Genomic DNA, 20252 nt, shown 5'->3' on the forward strand with positions numbered 1-20252 from the left:
TTATTTCCCCCTTACGATTGTCCCGATTTCGTCACCGATGACGACACGTTTGATGTTACCTTCTTCCATCAACGAGAAGACGATGAGCGGGATGTCATTGTCCATACAAAGTGAAGTTGCTGTAGAATCCATAACTTGAAGTCCATCTTTTAAGACGTCCAAGTAAGAGAGCGTCTCGAATTTCTTCGCTTCTGGATCAACATTCGGGTCAGCTGAGTACACACCATCGACGTTGTTTTTCGCCATTAAGATGACCTCTGCTTCGATTTCAGCTGCACGAAGAGCAGCTGTCGTATCTGTCGAGAAGTACGGGTTCCCTGTACCTGCTGCAAAGATGACGACGCGTCCTTTTTCAAGGTGACGCATCGCACGGCGGCGGATGTACGGTTCTGCTACTTGGCGCATCTCGATAGATGTTTGGACGCGTGTCTCGACACCTACATCTTCCAAGCTGTCTTGAAGCGCAAGCGAGTTCATGACTGTCGCTAACATCCCCATATAATCGGCGTTGGCCCGGTCCATCCCAAGTTCTGCACCTGTTTTGCCACGCCAAATGTTTCCAGCTCCGACGACGACCGCTACTTCAACGTTCAGTTCAACTAATTCGCGAATCTGTTCCGAGATAGATTTGACGATGACAGGATTGATTCCAAACCCTTGATCTCCTGCGAGCGCTTCTCCGCTCAATTTTAACACAATCCGGTTATATTTCGGTTGCATGACTATGTCCCCCTTGCTAAATTCCGTAAAAAAGGAACACGAACCACTTCCACACGAAAGTGGATTGAAGCATACGTGTTCCTTCTCTTGTCATCAGGATGATCCCGATTCTTATTTTTTAAGTTGGTTCATAACTTCTTCAGCGAAGTTCTCTTCGCGTTTTTCCATACCTTCTCCAACTTCGAAGCGTACGAATGACACGACTTTACCGCCTTTAGACTCTACATATTTACCAACTTTGAAGTCTGGATCTTTGACGAACGTTTGATCGACAAGGCAGATTTCCTCGAAGAACTTGTTCATACGACCAACGATCATTTTTTCAACGATGTTAGCTGGTTTTCCTTCGTTCAATGCTTGCTCAGTGAGGACTTTTTCTTCACGTGCTTTTTCTTCTTCTGTGACAGAAGTACGGTCAACGTAAAGTGGACGTGCTGCTGCGATGTGCATTGCAACGTCTTTTGCAACTGTTTCGTCTGTCGTACCTTCGATGACGACAACTGAACCGATGCGTCCACCCATGTGGAGGTAAGAACCGAAGACTGCATCATCTGCTTTTGTGAAGAGCGCTACACGACGGAGTGAGATTTTCTCTCCGATTGTTGAAGCTTCTTCTGAGATGTATGTGTCGATTGTTTTACCTGCTTCATATTCAGAAGCAAGAGCCGCTTCAGCTGTTTCTGAACCGTTACGGAGAACAGCGTCTGCGATGTTTTGAACGAGCGTTTGGAAACGTTCGTTTTTTGCAACGAAGTCTGTTTCTGAGTTGATTTCGACGAGTGCCGCTTTGTTGCCATCAACTGCAACTGCAGTCAATCCTTCAGCTGCGATACGATCGCCTTTTGCTGCTGCTTTAGCGATTCCTTTTTCACGCAAGAAATCTACTGCTGCATTCATATCACCGTCAGTTTCAACGAGTGCTTTTTTGCAGTCGAGCATACCTGCACCTGTTTTTTCACGAAGTTCTTTAACCATTGCTGCTGTAATAGCCATTCGATATTCCTCCTTATAACATCCTTATTTTCAAAAAAAAGGTGATAAAAGGTCGATTCCCTTTATCACCTGGCATCACGAATTACTCAGCGTCTGCTACTACTTCTTCAGTAGTTTCAGGTGCTACGTTATCTTCGCCTTGTTTAACTTCGAGGATTGCGTCAGCCATTTTACCAGTGAGCAATTTGACTGCACGGATCGCATCGTCGTTCGCTGGGATGACGTAGTCGATTTCGTCTGGATCACAGTTAGTATCAACAATCGCAACGATTGGGATGTTGAGTTTGTGTGCTTCTGCAATCGCGATACGCTCTTTGCGTGGGTCAACGATGAAGAGTGCATCCGGAACGCCTGGCATATCTTTGATACCGCCGAGGAATTTCTCAAGACGAGTCATTTCTTTTTTAAGAATGATGACTTCTTTTTTAGGAAGAACTTCGAATGTACCGTTCTCTTCCATTTTTTCGAGTTGTTTCAAACGGTTGATACGTTTTTTGATTGTAGAGAAGTTCGTGAGAGTTCCACCTAACCAACGTTCGTTGATGAAGTATTGACCTGCACGGATCGCTTCTTCTTTCACAGTGTCTTGAGCTTGTTTTTTCGTACCAACGAAAAGAACGTTTCCGCCTTCAGACGCTACTTCACGGATGAAGTTATATGCTTCGTCTACTTTTTTGACCGTTTTTTGAAGGTCGATGATGTAGATTCCGTTCCGTTCTGTGAAGATGTATTTTGCCATTTTTGGGTTCCAACGGCGTGTTTGGTGACCGAAGTGTACACCAGCTTCTAACAATTGTTTCATCGAGATTACTGCCATGATGAATTCCTCCTTTTGGGTTTTGGATGTCCTCCGCGATGATCGTCTGTCCAGCTAACCTATTAAAGGCACCGCAGCTGGCGATACATGCGTGCGTAATTAACACCGTAGACTAATATAGCATAAAGATTACCGAGGGGCAACCTTCGTTTGATGAGAAAGTTTAGCAATCAAAGCCACCTCGCCGGTCCCCCGATTCAAAGATCGTGCAAGCGTCTCAAGATCTGCTCCTTCTCGTAGCGCCTGCTTGATATCCGTTAACGATGGTTCCTTTGAAACGGACCGTTCGACTTCGACGGTTTCTGGCTTCTCATTTGTAGCAACCTGCACTATTTGTAAAGACGCATCCGGTACTTGATCAACGGGTTCGGTTGTCTCATATATAGATGTATCCGTCATGGCGTTGACGTGCTCCATGAAATGTAATAACACTTGTTCCGTCTCGTTTTTTTCGCGTTCTAAATGTGTGATCCGGTCTTTGAGCGCCGCCTGCTGACGAAATAAAACTAGCAGGGCATAACAGACGAGTGCAGCTAATAAGATATAAACGACAGTCATAATTCTCCCTTTCACATGGCGACACGATCTGCTAAATAGGCACTTCCGAGCGCATTTTTCAACTTACGAAGCGCTTTGGAATGGATTTGCGAAATACGGGAAGTCGAGAGTCCGAGAACTTCACCAATTTCAGTAAGCGTCAATTCCTCATAGTAGAATAAAGAAACGACAAGTTGTTCTTTTTCTGATAACCCTTCGACTTCCTCTGCCAGTTTAGCAATCAACTCACGCATTAACAACATATCTTCTGGTGTAGCGGTATCCGGATCAAGATAGGAGACGGTCATCGCTTTTCCCTCATCTTGTAACGTGACTGCTTCATCGATCGATAATACATTCGCGAAATAACTTTCTGCTAGCGCACCCTTGACCTCGTCTGGTGTCATATTGACGATAGAAGAGACTTCTTCTATCGTCGGCGTCCGTTGCAAGGATTGTTCTAGGATCTCGACAGCTGCCTCGACCCGCTTTGCTTTTTCGCGTAAGGAACGTGGTAACCAATCGATTTTACGAAGCCCATCTAAAATAGCTCCTCGAATCCGAAAGGCGGCATACGTGTCGAATTTATTATTATGATTTTGATCGAATTTTTGAAGCGCATCGTACAATCCCATCATCCCTAAACTTTTCAACTCGTCTCGATCGACACTTTTAGGCAATGTCGCACTTAAACGCTGAACGTGGTATTGAACAAGTGGTTCATAATTGTGAAGTAACAGGTCTGCCACCGCAATATCGCGTGTGGTCAGCCATCGATCCCAAAGTTGTTGTAATTCCTCACGCATGACCATTCCTCCTCTAGATTTCCAGCGTCCCGACATTCACCGTCCGGATGACGAGACGCCCTGATTGTGAGTGGAACTCGATCGTTCGTCCATTCGTGCCGCCAACATCTTCAGCAACGAGTGGAATTTTGACTTGTTGAAGCATTGCTTTGACCGCAGCGATGTTTCGCTCACCGATCCGCATTGATTCATGTTCATATTTAAATTGAAACATCTGAGCCCCACCAGCAATCTTCGCACGTAATCGGATGGCACCACTTGCTCGAAGTTGGCGGGCTACTTCTAGAATTGCCGTATCGGCAAACTTCCCGACTTCAAGCTCCCGATTCCGACTGATAGCTGAATCAGGTAACATGACATGCGCCATACTCGATAACCCTTGTTCCAGGTCGTAGATGACAACGCCTACACACGATCCAAGACCTGCCGTTCGTAAAATGACGGGGTGCTTACTGATGGCGTACTCCGCAATGCCAATCCGTACGATTTCATCCATTCATGTCCACACCCAATCGTTCAAAGACCGTCTGAAAGGCGTTAGCTTCAGGCAACAAAAGTAAATGTCCGGTCAAATCGTTTCCTGCACTAGACAAGTGCGTGTCAATATAGACAGCCATATTTCCAGGAGTCGTTGATTCAAGTAAGGCTACTTCAAGTAACGCACCTACCATATCAAACGCCGATGCAGGAACACTGACATGTAACGATAAGTTAAGCCAATCGGAGATAGCCCGAGCATACGCTCCTATTAAAATATTCCCAATTTCTTCCCATGCGGAAACCCCCATTTCGTGGGACTCGGAAAAAAAATGGAATTCCGTCTGCATCAATTGACTCACAAGTTTTTCTGCATCGCGTAGTGGCATCAAAAAGAGTAACGTGGCTTGAATGTCTCCAGAAAAACGTAATAATGCACCAGCAGTATACGTCTCAGCTCCTCCACTTCGCTCGACGATCGTCGTGAAATCCTCCAGCTCAGCGGAAGGGACTTCGATCTCAATCGGCTGTCCGAGTAAAGTAGAAAGTGCCGTTGCCGCGTGACCGGCTCCAATGTTGCCGACTTCTCTCAAGATGTCACGTTCGTTTGGGTTAAGCATGAACGATGTCCTCAAATAAGCGATTCGGTTCAATCAACGAGAACAATTGCTGATCGCCTTTGGCGACTGCAGTCAAATATGAGGCATCCTCCTGCTTTTGTTCACTGAGCGGTTCAATGCGAACATCCGTTGATTCGACGACTTCGTTTGCCCGGTCGACGATGAATCCAGCATCTCCATGCTCTAAAGTGGCGATGATGATGCGTGTCTCTTCTGTCTCTTTCGCTAACTCGAATCCAAGACGAGCACGCAAATCAATCACGGGCGTAACGACACCGCGTAAATTGATGACTCCTTTGACATAAGATGCAGCGTTCGGAATCCGCGTGATCGGGATGAGCCGTTCGATTGAACGAACAGACTGTACATCAATACCGTATGCATTATCTTCTAATTGAAAAACAACCCATTTTTGTTCCATCTTCGTTCCCCTCACTTCCGTAATAGTGCATTGCTGTCAATGATCAACGCGACTTGCCCGTCTCCAAGAATCGTCGCACCAGAAATGGCACGGATTCCTTCAAGATAACTGCCAAGTGGTTTCATGACGATCTCTTGTTGACCAATCAATTCAGATACAATCAAACCAGCTAATTTTTCACCACTCCGGACGACGACGACCGAATAGGCTTCTGCCTCATGTTGCGGCAACCCATAAACCTCATTTAACGAAATAAGCGGAACCAACTGCCCACGGAAATCAAATACTTTTTCCCGGTGTGCTTGTAGAATGGCTGATTTACGTAAAGAGGTTGTTTCGATGATGGCAGTCAATGGAATCGCATACGTCTCTTGTCCGAGTTCTACGAGCATGGCTGAGATGATCGATAGCGTCAGTGGTAAACTGATTCGGAAAATCGTTCCTTCTCCTCGACGTGTCTCGACGAACACTTCTCCGCCCAGTGACTCGATCTTCGATTTGACGACATCGAGACCAACACCACGACCAGACAAGTCGGTGACTTCTTCTGCCGTTGAGAAACCAGGTGCAAATAACAGCATCGAAGCCTCTTCCATCGTTAATTGCATTGCTTCTTCTTCCGTGATCAATCCTTTTTCAATCGCGATCCGTGTGACACGTTCGTGATTGATACCGGCTCCATCATCTTCAATCTCGATGAAGACCCGGTTTCCTGAGTGATAAGCACGTAGCGAAAGATTTCCTTCGACCGGCTTATTTGCTAAAATACGTTCTGCCTTGTTCTCAATCCCATGATCAATGGCATTTCGGATCAAGTGGACGAGTGGATCACCGATCTCATCGATAACTGTACGGTCAAGTTCCGTCTCGGCACCCGTAATGTGTAATTTGATATGTTTTCCGACATCTTTCGAAACGGAACGCACCATTCGTGGGAATCGGTTGAACACTTGTTCGATCGGCATCATCCGTAACGTTAGGACGAGCGATTGCAATTCATTCGTACCTCGTTTGATCCGTTCGACCGTATCTGTCAATTCAGGTGAGCTGACTTCTGCTGCAATACGCTCCAAACGTCCGCGATCGATGATGAACTCTTCGAACAGGTTCATCAAACGATCGATTCGCTCAAGGTTAACACGAATCGTTTTCGAAGCGACAGGCGCAGATAGGTCTGTCTGGTCGGATGATTCCGGTGAAGCTACTGATGCAGAGACTGATGTCGTCACAGGAACTTCCTGCGGCAGTGTGGACGTCGCCACCTCCGCTTCAGGTGTTGTCTCGAATGTGTCGATCGTTACTGTCGCAACTTCGGATACAGAAGCAATCGCTTCTTGAATCGTCACCTGATCTTGTTGCGTCACGAACAAGACTGAGAACGTCGTCTCAAAATGCTCCTGCTCCAGTTCATCAGATGTCGGGTTCGATAAGATGACATCTCCGAGTTGTTGTAAACGATCAAACACCATATAAACGCGTGCCGCTTTTAAGATGACGTCCGCCGAGAGTTCGACGTGGACGATATACGCTTGATAACCGGATGCAATCGATTGTTTGACGACTGCCTCCGAGTAAACGTCGCACTCAAAGGTTTGTGAAGCAACTATAGGTGTAACTGGAACGATTTCTTCTTGCTCGGGACGAATGAACTGCTGTAAACGTCTCACTGTTTCAGTGACGTCAAGCTTTCCTTTCCCACCTCGACTGATGTCTTCTACCATCGTCTCTAGTTGCTCGGCGGCTACGAAGAGAACATCGATCAGTTCAGCAGTAGCAGGTTGTTTTTTCGATCTGACTAAATCAAGGGCACTCTCCATCTCGTGCGTTAAATCAGCGATTGCGTCGTATCCCATCGTTCCTGCCATTCCTTTTAACGTATGGGCAGAACGGAAAATTTGATCGATGACCGCCTCGTCGTCTCGCCGCTCCTCAAAAACTAATAAGCTTGTATTGATTGCTTGTAAATGCTCCATCGACTCATCGAGGAACAACCCTACATATTCATTTAAGTCCATGACTGATACCCTCCTTTAATCTTAACGGACATGATCTTTTCTTTTTTTCAGACGATGTAACAATCGATCTAAAAACTTCCGTTCCTTGACTTGTACACCTGTTAACGATGTCGTGATGTGATCGAGCCGCCAACTGACGTCGCTCGTTCGATCCATTAAATAAAATGGCATCTGTGCCTTGACTGCTTTAACGACTGTCGCATCTTCTGGTAAAAAACCGGTAAAGCGAAGAGGTTTTTGCAAGAACTGTTGGCTGACAAGTGCTAATCGATCAAACGTTTCAAGCGCTTCCCCACCATTCGTCGCCCGATTGACAACAACGGAAATCGGAAGATCCGTCGCATGATGGTGTGCCAGTTTGACAAACGCATATCCGTCCATGATCGAAGTCGGCTCTGGCGTGACAATCAACCATGCTTCGTCTGCACTACTGATGAAATCAAATGTCTGATGATTCGCACCGGCTCCTAAATCGAGTAACACATAGTCATATTCATAGAAAAATTGGAACTCCCGTAGAAGGAACATCACGTCTTCCTTCGTCAGATTCGTCAATTCTGCAAAACCACTTCCGCCATGAATGAAATGAAGAGACGGAGACTGTTCCACGATTGCGTGCTGGAGTGATTCTCGTCGTTTGACGCATTCCATTAAAGATGACTTCGACGATTTACCGAATAGAATCCCGATGTTCGCCATTCCAATATCAAGATCAATCAAAAGCACTCGTTTTTCTTGCAACGATAATGCCACGCCAAGATTCACCGCGACATTCGTTTTTCCGACGCCACCTTTTCCACTCACGATGGCAATCGTCTTCGTTTCCTTGACGGTCACTTTAGATCGTAAGACACGTGCTTGATCTTCTCGCATCATCTCATCCCTCTCTCGACAATCATTCGGGATAACTCATCCGCCGTAGCGAACGTGATGTCTTCCGGCACTTCTTGCCCCGTCGTCACACAATAGATCGGCAACTTCGTCTCGGTCGCGAGTCCGAATATCGACCAGAGTTCACTTGTTTCATCTGCTTTCGAAAAGACGATTCCGGATAAAGGAATCTTGCCGAAACGGTCGTGGATTTGTAATAAATCTCGGTATTTCGAGGTCAAACTAAGAACCAAAAATACATCCGTATCCGCAAAATCATGCCGACTTCGTAACTGCTCCACATACGCTTCGTCTAAGAAATTTCGCCCCGCTGTATCGACAAGTACGATGTCACACGATGCTAACGCCTGCTTGGCTCGTTCGAAATCATCCAAGTCATATGCGACATGAATCGGAATGCCTAATATGTCTGCATATGTTTTTAATTGTTCAATCGCTGAGATCCGGTATGTATCGGTCGTGATGAGTCCAACTCGTTGATTTTTAATGAGAGCATGGTGAGCAGCAAGCTTAGCGATGGTCGTTGTCTTTCCGACACCAGTCGGTCCTGTCAACATGACATACCGTGCAGTCGACGGTGTCACGCGTAATGACGCTTTCACTTCTTCCGTCAAGAGATCCGTTAACTCCGTTTGTTGTGTTTGATAATACGCAGTCAATAACCGTTCGTGTAATCGTTCAGATACCTGCTGTAACGCTGGTTCAGCCAGTAACGGCGCATAATGTCGCAATTCTTTTGGCAATGGTCGCTCGCCGACCGTAACAATCGTCGGACGCACTGGTACTGGTTGGATAATTTCCACAACCTCCTGTCGACTCGTTGCTTGCTTCGAGACGACAGGTTCGCTTGAGACATGTTCATCCACCGATGCAACCAATTCCACTTTTTTCTTCGCAAATAAACCAAAGAATCCGCCCACTTTGATGTGGCGAGTATTTAATATAATGGCATCGTTCCCGAGTTCGCGTTTGATCCGTTCCATGGCCTCGCTAACAGAATCCGCCGTGACTTTTTTGACTATCATCTCTTAAATCACCCCAATACTCTTGACTTCGATCGTCGGCATTAATTCGTTATAGGACAAAATCGGAATATCTGGAAAATAGCGTTCTGTCAATTGACGAACGAACATCCGGATACTTGGAGAAGTCAGGATGATCGGATGCGCCCCGTATCGTTCGAATTCCATTGCTCGCTCTTGCAACGTCTCGATGAAACGTGTCGCCTTTTCGGGATCAAGCGCTAAATAATTACCGAACTCAGTCTTTTGGATGGCCGACTGGATATCCAGTTCCATCTCACTTGAGATCGTCACGACGTGCAAGACATCTCCTTGCATGACCTGTTCCGTAATTTGACGCGATAAGGATTGACGAACATATTCCGCGAGCAATTCGCTGTCTTTCGTCACAGCTGCATAATCTGCGAGCGTTTCGAAAATCAATGGTAGATTTCGAATCGAGACTTTTTCTTTTAGTAATTGAACGAATACTTTTTGAAGTTCACCGATCGATAACAGCTGTGGTGTGACTTCTTCGACTAGAATCGGATGCGATTCCTTCAAATGATCGACCAATTGTTTCGTCTCTTCTCGTCCGAGTAATTCAGCGGCATGTTTCTTCAAGAGCTCCGTCAAATGTGTCGCGACGACAGATGGTGGATCAACGACCGTATACCCTGACATCTCTGCTCGACTACGTGTCTGTTCATCAATCCAGAGTGCTGGCATACCAAAGGCTGGTTCGACCGTTTCGATACCTCGAATTTCTGGATCATCGACACCTGGGCTCATCGCTAAGTAATGATCCAGTAAAAGCTCACCACTTGCCATCTCACTTCCGCGAATCTTGATTCGATACTGGTTCGGGGATAACTGCAGATGATCGCGAATCCGAACGGTCGGTAGAACGAATCCAAGTTCAAGCGCTAGCTGCCGACGAATCATGACGACACGATCGAGTAAATCGCCGCCTTGGGCTTCATCAGCGAGTGGAATCAATCCGTAACCGAATTCGAATTCAATCGTATCGACATTGAGTAAGGAAATGACTGATTCGCTTGATCGTAAGTTTTCACTCGGTGCTTCTTCGACCGCAACTTCTTCTTGCATCGTCTTCGTCGTCTGCTTCATCCGCCAAGCGAAGAAGCCGAACAGGGCTGCAATCGGCATCGTGACGTAGTCGGGAATCGCCGTGAACAATCCGAGAAAGAAGATCGCCCCAGCTGCGATTCCGACAAGTAAAGGTGTCCGTGCCAATTGACCGATGACATCCTCACCGAGGTTTCCGTCTGAAGTCGAGCGCGTGACGATGATCCCGGTCGCCACCGAAATTAAAAGGGCTGGGATTTGACTGACAAGACCGTCTCCGACCGTCAGTAACGTATACAGTTCGACTGAATCTGCCATCGGTAAACCTTGCTGAACGACACCGATGATCATTCCGAAGATTAAATTGATGATGACGATGATGATCCCGGCGATCGCATCTCCTTTAACGAACTTCGAGGCACCATCCATCGCACCGTAAAAGTCTGCTTCAGACTGGATTTTTTGGCGGCGGGTCCGAGCTTGTAATTCATCGATCATACCGGAATTCAAGTCAGCATCGATTGCCATCTGTTTCCCTGGCATCGCATCAAGCGTAAAACGTGCCGACACTTCCGAGACCCGTTCCGAACCCTTCGTGATGACGAGGAACTGGATTAAGACGAGAATCAAGAAGACGACGAAGCCGACGAGCGGCTTACCGCCGACCACAAAGTTACCGAAAGCCTCGATGACTTCGCCACCGTTTCCGTTTGACAGGATTGCCCGTGTTGTCGAGACGTTAAGCGCAAGACGAAACAAGGTAACGATCAATAACAATGTTGGAAAGACAGAAAACTCTAGTGCCTCTTTGGCATTCATCGCAACGAGCAATACCATCAAGGCAATGAGAATATTGATGATGATTAAAAAATCGAGCATGATAGCGGGCAGTGGAATGACGAGCATGAAGACGATCATGATGACGCCTAGCAGGACCGTTAAATCTCTTGTTGATATACTCATGATGCTTCATCCTTTCATTTTGCTTGTTTCAGTTGATAGACAAAGGCGAGTGTTTCAGCGAGCGCCTGATAGAACGTTTCATCCACTGCCATACCAATTTCTGATTGAGCGAACAACGCCCGCGCGAGCGGACGGTTTTCAACAATCGGGACCTCAGCTGCTGTCGCCTTCTCCCGAATCCGGAACGCGACAGCATCTACGCCTTTCGCAACGACGATCGGTGCCATATGTTTACCGTCATCGTATTGGATCGCTACCGCATAATGGGTCGGGTTCGTGATAACGACGTCGGCATTTGGTATTTCTTGCATCATCCGCCGCATCGCCATCTCCCGTTGTTGTTGTTTAATCTTTCCTTTGATTTGAGGGTCACCCTCTGTGTTTTTATGCTCATCCTTTAAATCCTGCTTACTCATTCGGATCGACTTCTCGAAATCAAATTTCTGATAGGCAAAATCAAGAATGGCTAATGCAATCAAGGCGATACTGACCGATAAACCGAGTAAAAATGTTAAATGACCAATGATAGCTAACGCATCGCCAATCGGTTCCGAGGTCAATCTCGAGATCTCGACCTTGTTGTTCCATAAGACTGTTCCACTTGTTACACCGATCACCAGCAATTTAAAGACCGATTTCAAAAACTCGACGAGTGCTTTGACGCTCACGATCCGTTTGACGCCTTGAAGCGGATTGATCCGGTCCAGTTTCGGCTGAATCGCCTCACCGCTTAAGAGCACACCGATTTGGACGAAGTTTCCGAGAATACCAATCACGACCGCTGTTAAAAAGAAAGGTGCGACTAAAATCCCCATTTGCATCAGCATCTCGATGAGAATCTGTTCAACTCGTCCTTCTTCGACCGCTTGCAGGACTTGACTAGCACTAAGACCATCTTGCAGGACGAGAACGAAACGCCGTCCTAGAAACGGACCAAAAAAATAGAGGACGAGAAACATGGCGAACAACATGAAACTGCTTGTTAAATCTGCTGATTTTGCGACTTGTCCCTTCTTACGGGAGTCATCCCGCTTTCGAGGTGTCGCCTTTTCCGTCTTTTCACCAGCGAAATACTGAAGATCAAGGCGTAATCGATATGAATGCATGTCCTCAACCTCCTAGTAATCGAATGGCATCTGCAAGTACATCCTGCAACAACGGAACGAATCGACCGATTCCTGTGATCGTTGCACCTGCTAATAAAAATAGAATCACATATCCCATCAGCAGTTTGACGGAAAAACCAATTGCAAAAATGTTGAACTGAGGTGCCGTCTTCGCGAGGAATCCGAGTGCGAGATCCACTAAAAATAGGGAAACGACAAGTGGCATCGCCATTTGTAACGCAGTTAACATGGCAATCCCAACGACCCGAATGACAAGACTCATCCCAGCGTCGCCCGATACCGCAAGCAGACTGCCCGGCGGAAAGATTTGAAAACTCGTGTAGATTCCGTCAAGCAGGATTAAATGCATATCAGAAGCGAGTAGAACAAGTAACGTCAACATGTAATAAAATCGTCCGACGATCGGTGACTGTCCACCAAACATCGGGTCATAAGCGGAAGCCATCGCGAGACCCATCTGCAAATCGATGATCGAACCGGCAATTTGTGGCGCATACAATAAAAAACTAGCAAGTAAGCCAAGCGCTAGACCCACTAAAACTTCCGTTCCCATCCGAAAGAAAAAATCGAAGTCTTCTACTCGAACGTCTGTCTTTACAGCGTAACTCGCAAAGTAAGCAAGACCGGCCGCAAGCGCTAATTTATGTTGCGCTGGTAATTGCTTTGAGGAAAACAATGGAGCCGCGACAAGAAAACCGACGATTCGTCCAAAGACGAGCAAAAAAACACTCAGGAAAGATAGTAACGTCATTTGCGGGAAACCTCAGCGATTTGCTTAAATAAGTCAATCGTAAAGGTCTGTAATTCCTGCATGATCCATGGTCCGAAAAAAACGAGTGCTAAAAATACGGCAACGATCTTTGGAACGAACGATAGCGTCTGTTCCTGAATCTGTGTCGTCGCCTGCAAAATACTGACGAGCAGACCGACGACGAGCGAGACCAGTAATAAGGGAGCTGATACTTTTAGTAATGTCCAGACAGCAGAGCTTGCCAACTGAATAATCATTTCTTGAGTCATCTTCTCTCCCCCTAACGCATACTGACGAGCAGTGATTCAACGATCAGGTGCCAGCCATCGACTAAAATAAATAACAAAAGTTTAAACGGTAAGGCAATCATGACCGGCGGTAACATCATCATCCCCATCGACATCAAGACACTCGAGACGACCATATCAATGACAAGGAATGGAATGAAGATCATGAATCCGATTTGAAAAGCCGTCTTCAATTCACTAATCGCATATGCTGGAACGAGTGCGACGAGTGGGATATCTTCAATCTTTTTCGGTTTTTCATAATTGCCGTATTTTAAGAACAACTCTAAATCATTCGTTCGCGTGTGTTTTGACATGAATCGCTTCATCGTATCCCCAGCTTTATCAAATGCCTCATCTTGACTGATTTTATCTGCCATATACGGTTTCAAGGCTGTCGTGTTCAATTCTGATAAAACGGGTGACATGACGAACAGCGTGATGAACAGTGCCAGTCCAACGAGTAGCTGGTTCGGCGGCGTTTGTTGTGTTCCAAGGGCAGAACGGACAAAAGACAACACGACGACGACACGCGTAAAACAAGTCATCAAGATCAGTAATGAAGGGGCTAACGACAATAATGTCAGCAATACGAGTAGTTTGATCGATGTCGCCGTTCCTGAAGGAGTATCAAGTGAGATTAGATTTTCAATCGTGTTCATGAGCGTCCTCGATTCTTTTGCAATTGTTCGAGTTGTTGTTTGAATGTCTCAAGAAACGGTGAAGATCCCGTTTTAGATGAAGACTCTTCAAGATCCATCGGCTCATATCCCTCTAAATCATCAAGTGTATCTAACAACTGTACGTTCTCTCCAACACCTACGACATAAATCTTGTCCTGCACCTTCACTAACTGGACGGATCGATCCTTTCCTAGTGGTACACCACCTAGGTGAGTCAATCGACCAGAATGTCTCACACCTCGTGTCCGTTCATGAATGAATCGTGTCACAAGGATGAATCCGCCGATCAAAACGACGAGAACGACGACTCCTTTGAAGATAGTCAACGCCATGGAAGGACTCTCATCGACTTGCTGAGTCGTTGGTGTATCGCTCTGAGTTGGATTCAATTTTTCTTCGACTGTTTCCGCTTGCACAGGAAGCGCAAGCAGAAACAGGAGACAAATCAGCAAAGTCACTTTTTTCATGACGAGACAGTTTTCGAGACCGCTTCAAGCACGCGATCTGCTTGGAACGGTTTAACGATGAAATCTTTTGCACCTGCTTGAATCGCATCGATGACCATCGACTGTTGCCCCATCGCTGAACACATGATGACTTTAGCGGCAGGGTTAAATGCTTTGATTTCTTTAAGCGCAGAGATTCCGTCCATTTCAGGCATCGTAATGTCTAGCGTGACGAGGTCCGGTGTCAATTCCTTGTACTTAGAGACCGCTTCGCGTCCGTTTTCTGCTTCACCGACGACATCATAGCCGTTCTTCGATAAGATTTCCTTGATCATCATCCGCATGAAAGCGGCGTCGTCTACGATTAATACTTTTGCACTCATATTAGTTCCTCCTTAGAACATCCGAAGACGTTCTTTTGTATTTACGATTTCTGTAATGCGTACACCGAAGTTTTCTTCGATGACGACCACTTCACCTGTTGCGATCAATGTATTGTTGACGAGAACGTCAACCGGTTCTCCTGCCAGTTTATCCAGCTCAATCACGGAACCTTGTGTCAATTCCAATATGTCACGAACGGAGCGACGTGTCCGTCCTAACTCAACCGTGACGTTCAACGGAACGTCATATAACATCCCAATATTTCCTGGCGTACCCTCTACTTCCATCTCACCTAATTGGCTGAATTGAACCGGACTGACACCGACTGGCGTTGCTTTCGGTTCAGGTGATGCAACTGTAGTTTGTTGTGCCATTGCTGGCGCCGATGGTGGTGATGGTGATGGTTGTGCTTGCTCCGTTACTTGTGGTGCAGGCTCTGCTTGTTGAGTCGTACTCGCACTAAAGAGTTTTTGAATCAATTGTTTCGAGAAGTCCAGTGGTGCTAATTGAACGATTTTTGAATCGATCATCGTGCCAATCTTAAGATCAAACTCGATGATGACCATGTTCTCCCAAAGAGAAAAGCTATCGACGATACTCTTATCTTGAGAAAAGTCGAAGATTTCAACTGCTGGCGGCGAAATATCGATTCGCATCGAGAATACAGTCGACATCGAGGTAGCAGCTGCTCCCATCATCTGGTTCATCGCTTCCTGTACGGCAGATAGAGCAATCGGGTCCATCTCCAGTGACTCGTCGATGACGCCATCGCCTCCCATCATCAGGTTCGCGATGACGGAAGCATCTCGCTGTGTCAGGATCAGGACGTTTTCTCCTTTGAATCCTTCCGTATAACCGACACGTAGCGCGACGTGCGGAATCGGATAACGACTGCGTAATTCTTCCATGGAGATCATTCGGACGTGCGGTGTCGTAATCTCTACTTTTTGATTCAACAATGCCGATAAGGCCGTTGCCGAATTACCAAGTGAGATATTTCCGACCTCCCCTAATGCATCAATCTCCATGTCATCTAGTATTTCCTTTACGTCTGGCTCTTGCGGTTCATCGGTGGATGGCGTTCCGCGTAATAACGCATCGATTTCATCTTGCGAAAGCATATCGCTCATGTTATTCCTCCTCAATTCGTTGTAAGACTTGCAAAGCGAGGTGTTTCCCGTTTAATCCCGGTCGCGCCTTGAACATCTTCCGGTCGTCGACGAATACATCGACGGCATCCGAGGCTCGTGTCTTCAGGGATAAACAATCGCCTACTTCGAGGTGTAACAATTCACCAAACGAAAGCTCTGTTTGGCCGAGCACTGCTTTTAAATCGACGACGGAACTCATCAACTGCGTTTGCATGTGTTCAGACTCTTGATTATCTGCTGTCGTTCGCTTTTCTTGTTGCATCCAATAATGACTTGATAATTTCGGAAGAACGGATTCAAGGGTCACGAACGGCAAGCAGACATTCAACGTACCGCTCACTTCTCCGACCGTTACGTAAATCGAGACGAGAATGACTGTCTCATTTGGAGAGACCAGTTGCAGAAACTGCGGATTGATTTCCAAATCATCGTATTCCGCTTCGACTTCTGTTACCGACTCCCAAGCCGCCCCGTATTGAACGAAGGCACGCTTGAACAGTTGTGTTAGTATACGTGTCTCGATTTCCGTCAAATTCTCGATCTTGTTCATTCCTTCACCTGGTCCCCCAAGTAAACGATCGAGCATCGCATAGGCGATGTTCGGATTGACTTCAAATAAGACTTTTCCATCGAGCGGATGAAGATTCACTAGATTAATCAACGTCATGTTCGGAATGGAATGAATGAATTCATCATACGGAAGTTGTTCGACCGTATTAACCGTGAACTGAACATATGTCCGAAGTTGTGCAGAAAAATGTGTCGTCAAGACTCGGGCGAACTGTTCATGAATACGCGTCAAATTCCGTAATTGATCTTTTGAGAAACGGAGTGCTCGTTTAAAGTCATAGACCTTGACTCGACGCTGCTCCTCTTGACTTCGGATTTCCTCGACTTCCATATCTCCGCTTGAAATGGCTGATAGCAAGGCATCGATTTCATGTTGGGATAATACTTCGCTCATGCTGCCACCTCACTGGATGATTTTTTTCGTCGTGTAGACACGCTGGACATCGCCTTCTTGGATGAGCTTTTTGAATTGCATCCGTAACCGCTCTTCAAGCTTCTCCATATCCGCTTTTGAGTCTAAGTCCGACTTTTTCATAGCCGAAAGGTCACCCAAGATGATGTTATTGATTTGAAACTTTCGTAATTCTAAATCGTCACGCGTTGCTTGATCATCGGTGACGATCGTGAACTGGACATTTAAGAAACGTTCGTCAGCGATGTTCGTTGTCAAGTCGTCCGTTTGCAGACTTCGTGCATCAAGTTCTTCACCTGTCGGTTGTTCAACTTTTGCTTCCGTCGTGTCATTTGCTAAAAAATAATTCATGATCATGTATCCTGCCCCGATCATCAATGCTGCGACAATGATCATGATCAAGGGGATTTTCAGTTTACTCTTCTTCTTTTCCTCGGCCATCTTCGAGCCTCCTTACACTGTTCAAGCCCGCTAATCCGATTTGTTGATAAAAAGCGATTGCGATTGCTTTGACCTCTTCCATTGATTCCTTCACGACATAAATCTGTCCTCCGATGAGTTGAATCGTCGTATCCGGTGTAGAACGGACGGATTCGATCAACACGGCGTTCAGTACGAGTGGTGCGTTACGTAACGTCGTTAACGTGATCATCGTTTCAAATTGACCAGTTCCTCAAGAACCTGGTCCGATGTCGTGATGATTCGTGTATTCGCCTGGAAACCACGTTGAGCAATGATCATCTCCGTGAATTCTTCTGATAAGTCGACGTTCGACATCTCAAGCGTTCCCGACGTCAACTGTCCCATTCCGTTCAAGCTCGGTGTTCCGAGTACCGGTGGACCTGAGTTCTGTGATGCGGCGAATACGTTGACACCTGATTTTTCTAGACCACCCGGGTTAGCAAAGTTCGCGATCGTGATATAACCGACGTTTTGCAATGCTCCCGTCGTATCGACGTAAGTGACGAGACCGTCTTTACCAATCGATAAGTTACGTGCATCCGTTGGTACTTTTAGTTTTTGGAATCCTGCACCACCTGCTTCCGGGAGTGGTACTGGCGGAGTACCGTTTGCAGCTGCTTGTGTCCCGGTACCGATTAAGTAGTTTCCGTCACCTGTAACTAAGTTTCCATCAAGATCCGTATAGAAGTTACCTGAACGGGTATAACGAATCCCTTCCGCCGTGACGACCTGGAAGAATCCTTCCCCAGAGATCCCGACATCGAGGACGCGACCTGTATTCTGAAGCGCACCTTGGTTATACACATTATCGACTGTTGACATCGATGCTCCAAGACCGACCTGTTTCGGGTTCGTCCCACCGACATTGCCGCCTGCACCAGATGATGAGCCGACCGATTGACTGACGAGGTCTTTAAACGTCACCCGTCCTTTTTTATAACCGAACGTGTTGACGTTCGCGATGTTATTCCCGACGACATCCAGTTTTGTCTGGAAGTTCTTAAGCCCACTGATTCCTGAATACATTGAACGTAACATTATTTTTCCTCCTTTGATTGAATCTGCGTCAACTCGTAAACACTGATCTGTTTTCCGTTCGATAGTTCGGCCATGATATCCAGCCCATCCCGTTTTACACTAACGACACTGGCTGTCTCTTCGACGGTGGTCGTCTGCTCAGCACCTGAAGCATCCGTCGTCTTCGACTCCGCTTCATAACTGACTTTTTTACCAATCAGATTGCTGTAGGACAGCAATGCTGTTGCATGTTGGTTCAAGACCATCGTATCCATCGTCTTCCCGATTGCTTGCATCTGTTCCAGCGAAGAAAACTGGGCCATTTGAGCGATGAAATCCTTGTCTTCCATCGGTGCTGTTGGATCCTGATTCGAAAGCTGGGCAATCAGAATTTTCATGAACATATCCTTATCCATCGCTTTATTCGTCGGTACCTGTGATTTTTCAGGAAGCTGATATGAACTACTATCCGTTTTGATTGCGTCAGTCATCGTCTTCCTCCTCTTCTTCGTCTACTGGAACGGGTGTCTCTTGATACGGTGACTCATGCTCCTGCTGATCACGTGTGAAAGATTGTTGGAACTCCCGCGCACTCGAAGCAATCATCCCCGTCTCGATCTTTACGACTGGCGTCTGTTGATGCAAGACGGTTTGTAATTTCCCAAGTTGTTGCTCGATTGATTGCTTTGCTTGCTCGGTGCTCGCAAATAGTTTGACAGTCAATGCCCCTTCTTTACGATCGAGTTGAACGACAACCTCACCAAGTTGCTCTGGGTACAGGCGAATCGACAATCGTGTGGACCCATCCGCACCTTTTATGAATGGTGCTTGCTGCAGTGCGGCTTCAATCCGTTGTTGAATCTGTTCTGAGACAGGTAGCGGCACTGGACGAATCGTTTGCAACGGAGTGCCTCTGTAAATCGGCATACTCATCGGAGGCGGTGCGGCTTTTCCTTCTGGATCAACGGGCATGGTCGCTTTTCGCATGAGTGAAGCGAATGCTAACGGAAGCGGTGTTTTTCCTTTTGCCTGCTCGGCTACAGCTACAGTGTCCGGCTTGATCGTTTCGACAACAGAACCAGTTTGCGGGAGTGTCTGTTTCACTGGCATCGCAGAAACCACTCCGTCCATTGTTGAAACTGGCGACTGCTTTAACATGTTCGTGTCATAATCTTTTACTTTGATCGTATCATTCGTCATTGTCTGCAAGACGAACTGTTGAAGTGATGGTGGCAATTGATCGAACTGACCTTTCGCCTGCTCCATATTTCCTTCGAGCAATTGTTTGACGAACGCTAGAAGTTGCTCCATTTTCTTTGGGTCTTGTTTTAACGCCTCTACTTCTGGTTGTTTCAGTAAGGAGAGAATCTCATCCGGCTGGTCTACAAGTTGTTGCATCCAGTCCGGTAAGGGTTGCGTCTCCGTTTCCGGCTCGAGTGTCATCGCATCCGCTGAGACTGATGACGGTAACGCCGTCGGCAGTTTTGTCAGATAATCAAGTAATGAGGCGAATTGACCACCAACCGTAGTCATCTCTCCTTTTTTTCCTGATCCTGTATTTAAGGTCGGGAAGGATGGTTGTGTTACTTCCGTCATGTTCATCAGGCTTCCC

General features: G+C 46.6%; 25 protein-coding genes. All 25 read right to left on the reverse strand.

Annotated features, from left to right (window positions below; genetic code table 11):
- Positions 1-720, reverse strand: coding sequence for a UMP kinase (pyrH, locus tag VJ374_RS10145; protein WP_029342047.1), 720 nt, complete (start codon positions 718-720; stop codon positions 1-3).
- Between the two features lie 111 nt (positions 721-831).
- Positions 832-1713 carry a translation elongation factor Ts gene (tsf, locus tag VJ374_RS10150; protein ID WP_023468693.1) on the reverse strand — a complete coding sequence of 294 codons (882 nt, stop codon included), beginning with the start codon at positions 1711-1713 and terminating at the stop codon, positions 832-834.
- Between the two features lie 82 nt (positions 1714-1795).
- Positions 1796-2530 (reverse strand): 30S ribosomal protein S2, encoded by a 735-nt coding sequence (rpsB, locus tag VJ374_RS10155; protein WP_012370721.1) that lies wholly within the window; start codon positions 2528-2530, stop codon positions 1796-1798.
- 129 nt (positions 2531-2659) lie between these two features.
- Positions 2660-3088 carry a hypothetical protein gene (locus VJ374_RS10160; protein WP_035407047.1) on the reverse strand — a complete coding sequence of 143 codons (429 nt, stop codon included), beginning with the start codon at positions 3086-3088 and terminating at the stop codon, positions 2660-2662.
- Positions 3089-3099: 11 nt separating this feature from the next.
- On the reverse strand, positions 3100-3873 hold the full coding sequence (locus VJ374_RS10165; RefSeq protein ID WP_035407044.1) for a FliA/WhiG family RNA polymerase sigma factor: 774 nt from the start codon (positions 3871-3873) through the stop codon (positions 3100-3102).
- Positions 3874-3886: 13 nt separating this feature from the next.
- Entirely contained in the window at positions 3887-4369 is a 483-nt protein-coding gene (locus tag VJ374_RS10170; RefSeq protein WP_035407042.1) for a chemotaxis protein CheD, read from the reverse strand.
- A complete protein-coding gene (locus tag VJ374_RS10175) occupies positions 4362-4970 on the reverse strand; it encodes a chemotaxis protein CheC (RefSeq protein ID WP_035407039.1) in 609 nt (202 codons plus the stop codon). The genes VJ374_RS10170 and VJ374_RS10175 overlap by 8 nt, the downstream gene beginning before the upstream one ends.
- Positions 4963-5391 (reverse strand): chemotaxis protein CheW, encoded by a 429-nt coding sequence (locus tag VJ374_RS10180; RefSeq protein WP_035407036.1) that lies wholly within the window; start codon positions 5389-5391, stop codon positions 4963-4965. The genes VJ374_RS10175 and VJ374_RS10180 overlap by 8 nt, the downstream gene beginning before the upstream one ends.
- Before the next feature lie 11 nt (positions 5392-5402).
- Positions 5403-7406, reverse strand: a complete 2004-nt coding sequence (locus VJ374_RS10185; RefSeq protein ID WP_329468772.1) for a chemotaxis protein CheA — start codon at positions 7404-7406, stop codon at positions 5403-5405.
- Between the two features lie 21 nt (positions 7407-7427).
- The gene (locus VJ374_RS10190; protein ID WP_329468773.1) at positions 7428-8282 is read right to left on the reverse strand and encodes a MinD/ParA family protein; all 855 of its coding nucleotides are present in this window, start codon (positions 8280-8282) and stop codon (positions 7428-7430) included.
- On the reverse strand, positions 8279-9322 hold the full coding sequence (locus tag VJ374_RS10195; protein WP_035407027.1) for a flagellar biosynthesis protein FlhF: 1044 nt from the start codon (positions 9320-9322) through the stop codon (positions 8279-8281). Before VJ374_RS10195 ends, VJ374_RS10190 begins: the two co-directional genes overlap by 4 nt.
- A 3-nt stretch (positions 9323-9325) precedes the next feature.
- Complete coding sequence (gene flhA / locus VJ374_RS10200) at positions 9326-11350, reverse strand: flagellar biosynthesis protein FlhA (RefSeq protein ID WP_290751359.1); 2025 nt, start codon at positions 11348-11350, stop codon at positions 9326-9328.
- 14 nt (positions 11351-11364) lie between these two features.
- Positions 11365-12456, reverse strand: a complete 1092-nt coding sequence (flhB, locus tag VJ374_RS10205; RefSeq protein WP_035407021.1) for a flagellar biosynthesis protein FlhB — start codon at positions 12454-12456, stop codon at positions 11365-11367.
- Between the two features lie 4 nt (positions 12457-12460).
- Positions 12461-13228, reverse strand: coding sequence for a flagellar biosynthetic protein FliR (fliR, locus tag VJ374_RS10210; RefSeq protein WP_329468774.1), 768 nt, complete (start codon positions 13226-13228; stop codon positions 12461-12463).
- Positions 13225-13497 carry a flagellar biosynthesis protein FliQ gene (gene fliQ / locus VJ374_RS10215; protein WP_023468705.1) on the reverse strand — a complete coding sequence of 91 codons (273 nt, stop codon included), beginning with the start codon at positions 13495-13497 and terminating at the stop codon, positions 13225-13227. Before fliQ ends, fliR begins: the two co-directional genes overlap by 4 nt.
- An 11-nt stretch (positions 13498-13508) precedes the next feature.
- On the reverse strand, positions 13509-14177 hold the full coding sequence (fliP, locus tag VJ374_RS10220; protein ID WP_035407016.1) for a flagellar type III secretion system pore protein FliP: 669 nt from the start codon (positions 14175-14177) through the stop codon (positions 13509-13511).
- A complete protein-coding gene (locus VJ374_RS10225; RefSeq protein ID WP_056062223.1) occupies positions 14174-14665 on the reverse strand; it encodes a flagellar biosynthetic protein FliO in 492 nt (163 codons plus the stop codon). Before VJ374_RS10225 ends, fliP begins: the two co-directional genes overlap by 4 nt.
- Positions 14662-15027 carry a response regulator gene (locus VJ374_RS10230; protein WP_035407009.1) on the reverse strand — a complete coding sequence of 122 codons (366 nt, stop codon included), beginning with the start codon at positions 15025-15027 and terminating at the stop codon, positions 14662-14664. Before VJ374_RS10230 ends, VJ374_RS10225 begins: the two co-directional genes overlap by 4 nt.
- Before the next feature lie 12 nt (positions 15028-15039).
- On the reverse strand, positions 15040-16158 hold the full coding sequence (gene fliY, locus VJ374_RS10235; RefSeq protein WP_035407007.1) for a flagellar motor switch phosphatase FliY: 1119 nt from the start codon (positions 16156-16158) through the stop codon (positions 15040-15042).
- Position 16159: 1 nt separating this feature from the next.
- Positions 16160-17143 (reverse strand): flagellar motor switch protein FliM, encoded by a 984-nt coding sequence (gene fliM / locus VJ374_RS10240; RefSeq protein ID WP_029342065.1) that lies wholly within the window; start codon positions 17141-17143, stop codon positions 16160-16162.
- 9 nt (positions 17144-17152) lie between these two features.
- The gene (locus tag VJ374_RS10245) at positions 17153-17602 is read right to left on the reverse strand and encodes a flagellar basal body-associated FliL family protein (protein WP_035407004.1); all 450 of its coding nucleotides are present in this window, start codon (positions 17600-17602) and stop codon (positions 17153-17155) included.
- Complete coding sequence (locus VJ374_RS10250) at positions 17577-17813, reverse strand: flagellar FlbD family protein (RefSeq protein WP_035407001.1); 237 nt, start codon at positions 17811-17813, stop codon at positions 17577-17579. Before VJ374_RS10250 ends, VJ374_RS10245 begins: the two co-directional genes overlap by 26 nt.
- A complete protein-coding gene (flgG, locus tag VJ374_RS10255; RefSeq protein WP_035406998.1) occupies positions 17810-18661 on the reverse strand; it encodes a flagellar basal body rod protein FlgG in 852 nt (283 codons plus the stop codon). The genes VJ374_RS10250 and flgG overlap by 4 nt, the downstream gene beginning before the upstream one ends.
- Positions 18661-19131 carry a flagellar hook capping FlgD N-terminal domain-containing protein gene (locus tag VJ374_RS10260; RefSeq protein ID WP_035406995.1) on the reverse strand — a complete coding sequence of 157 codons (471 nt, stop codon included), beginning with the start codon at positions 19129-19131 and terminating at the stop codon, positions 18661-18663. Before VJ374_RS10260 ends, flgG begins: the two co-directional genes overlap by 1 nt.
- Complete coding sequence (locus VJ374_RS10265; protein ID WP_035406992.1) at positions 19124-20242, reverse strand: flagellar hook-length control protein FliK; 1119 nt, start codon at positions 20240-20242, stop codon at positions 19124-19126. Before VJ374_RS10265 ends, VJ374_RS10260 begins: the two co-directional genes overlap by 8 nt.
- Positions 20243-20252 lie beyond the last annotated feature (10 nt).

The organism is Exiguobacterium sp. 9-2, from assembly GCF_036287235.1.
In the GTDB taxonomy this organism is placed as follows: domain Bacteria; phylum Bacillota; class Bacilli; order Exiguobacteriales; family Exiguobacteriaceae; genus Exiguobacterium_A.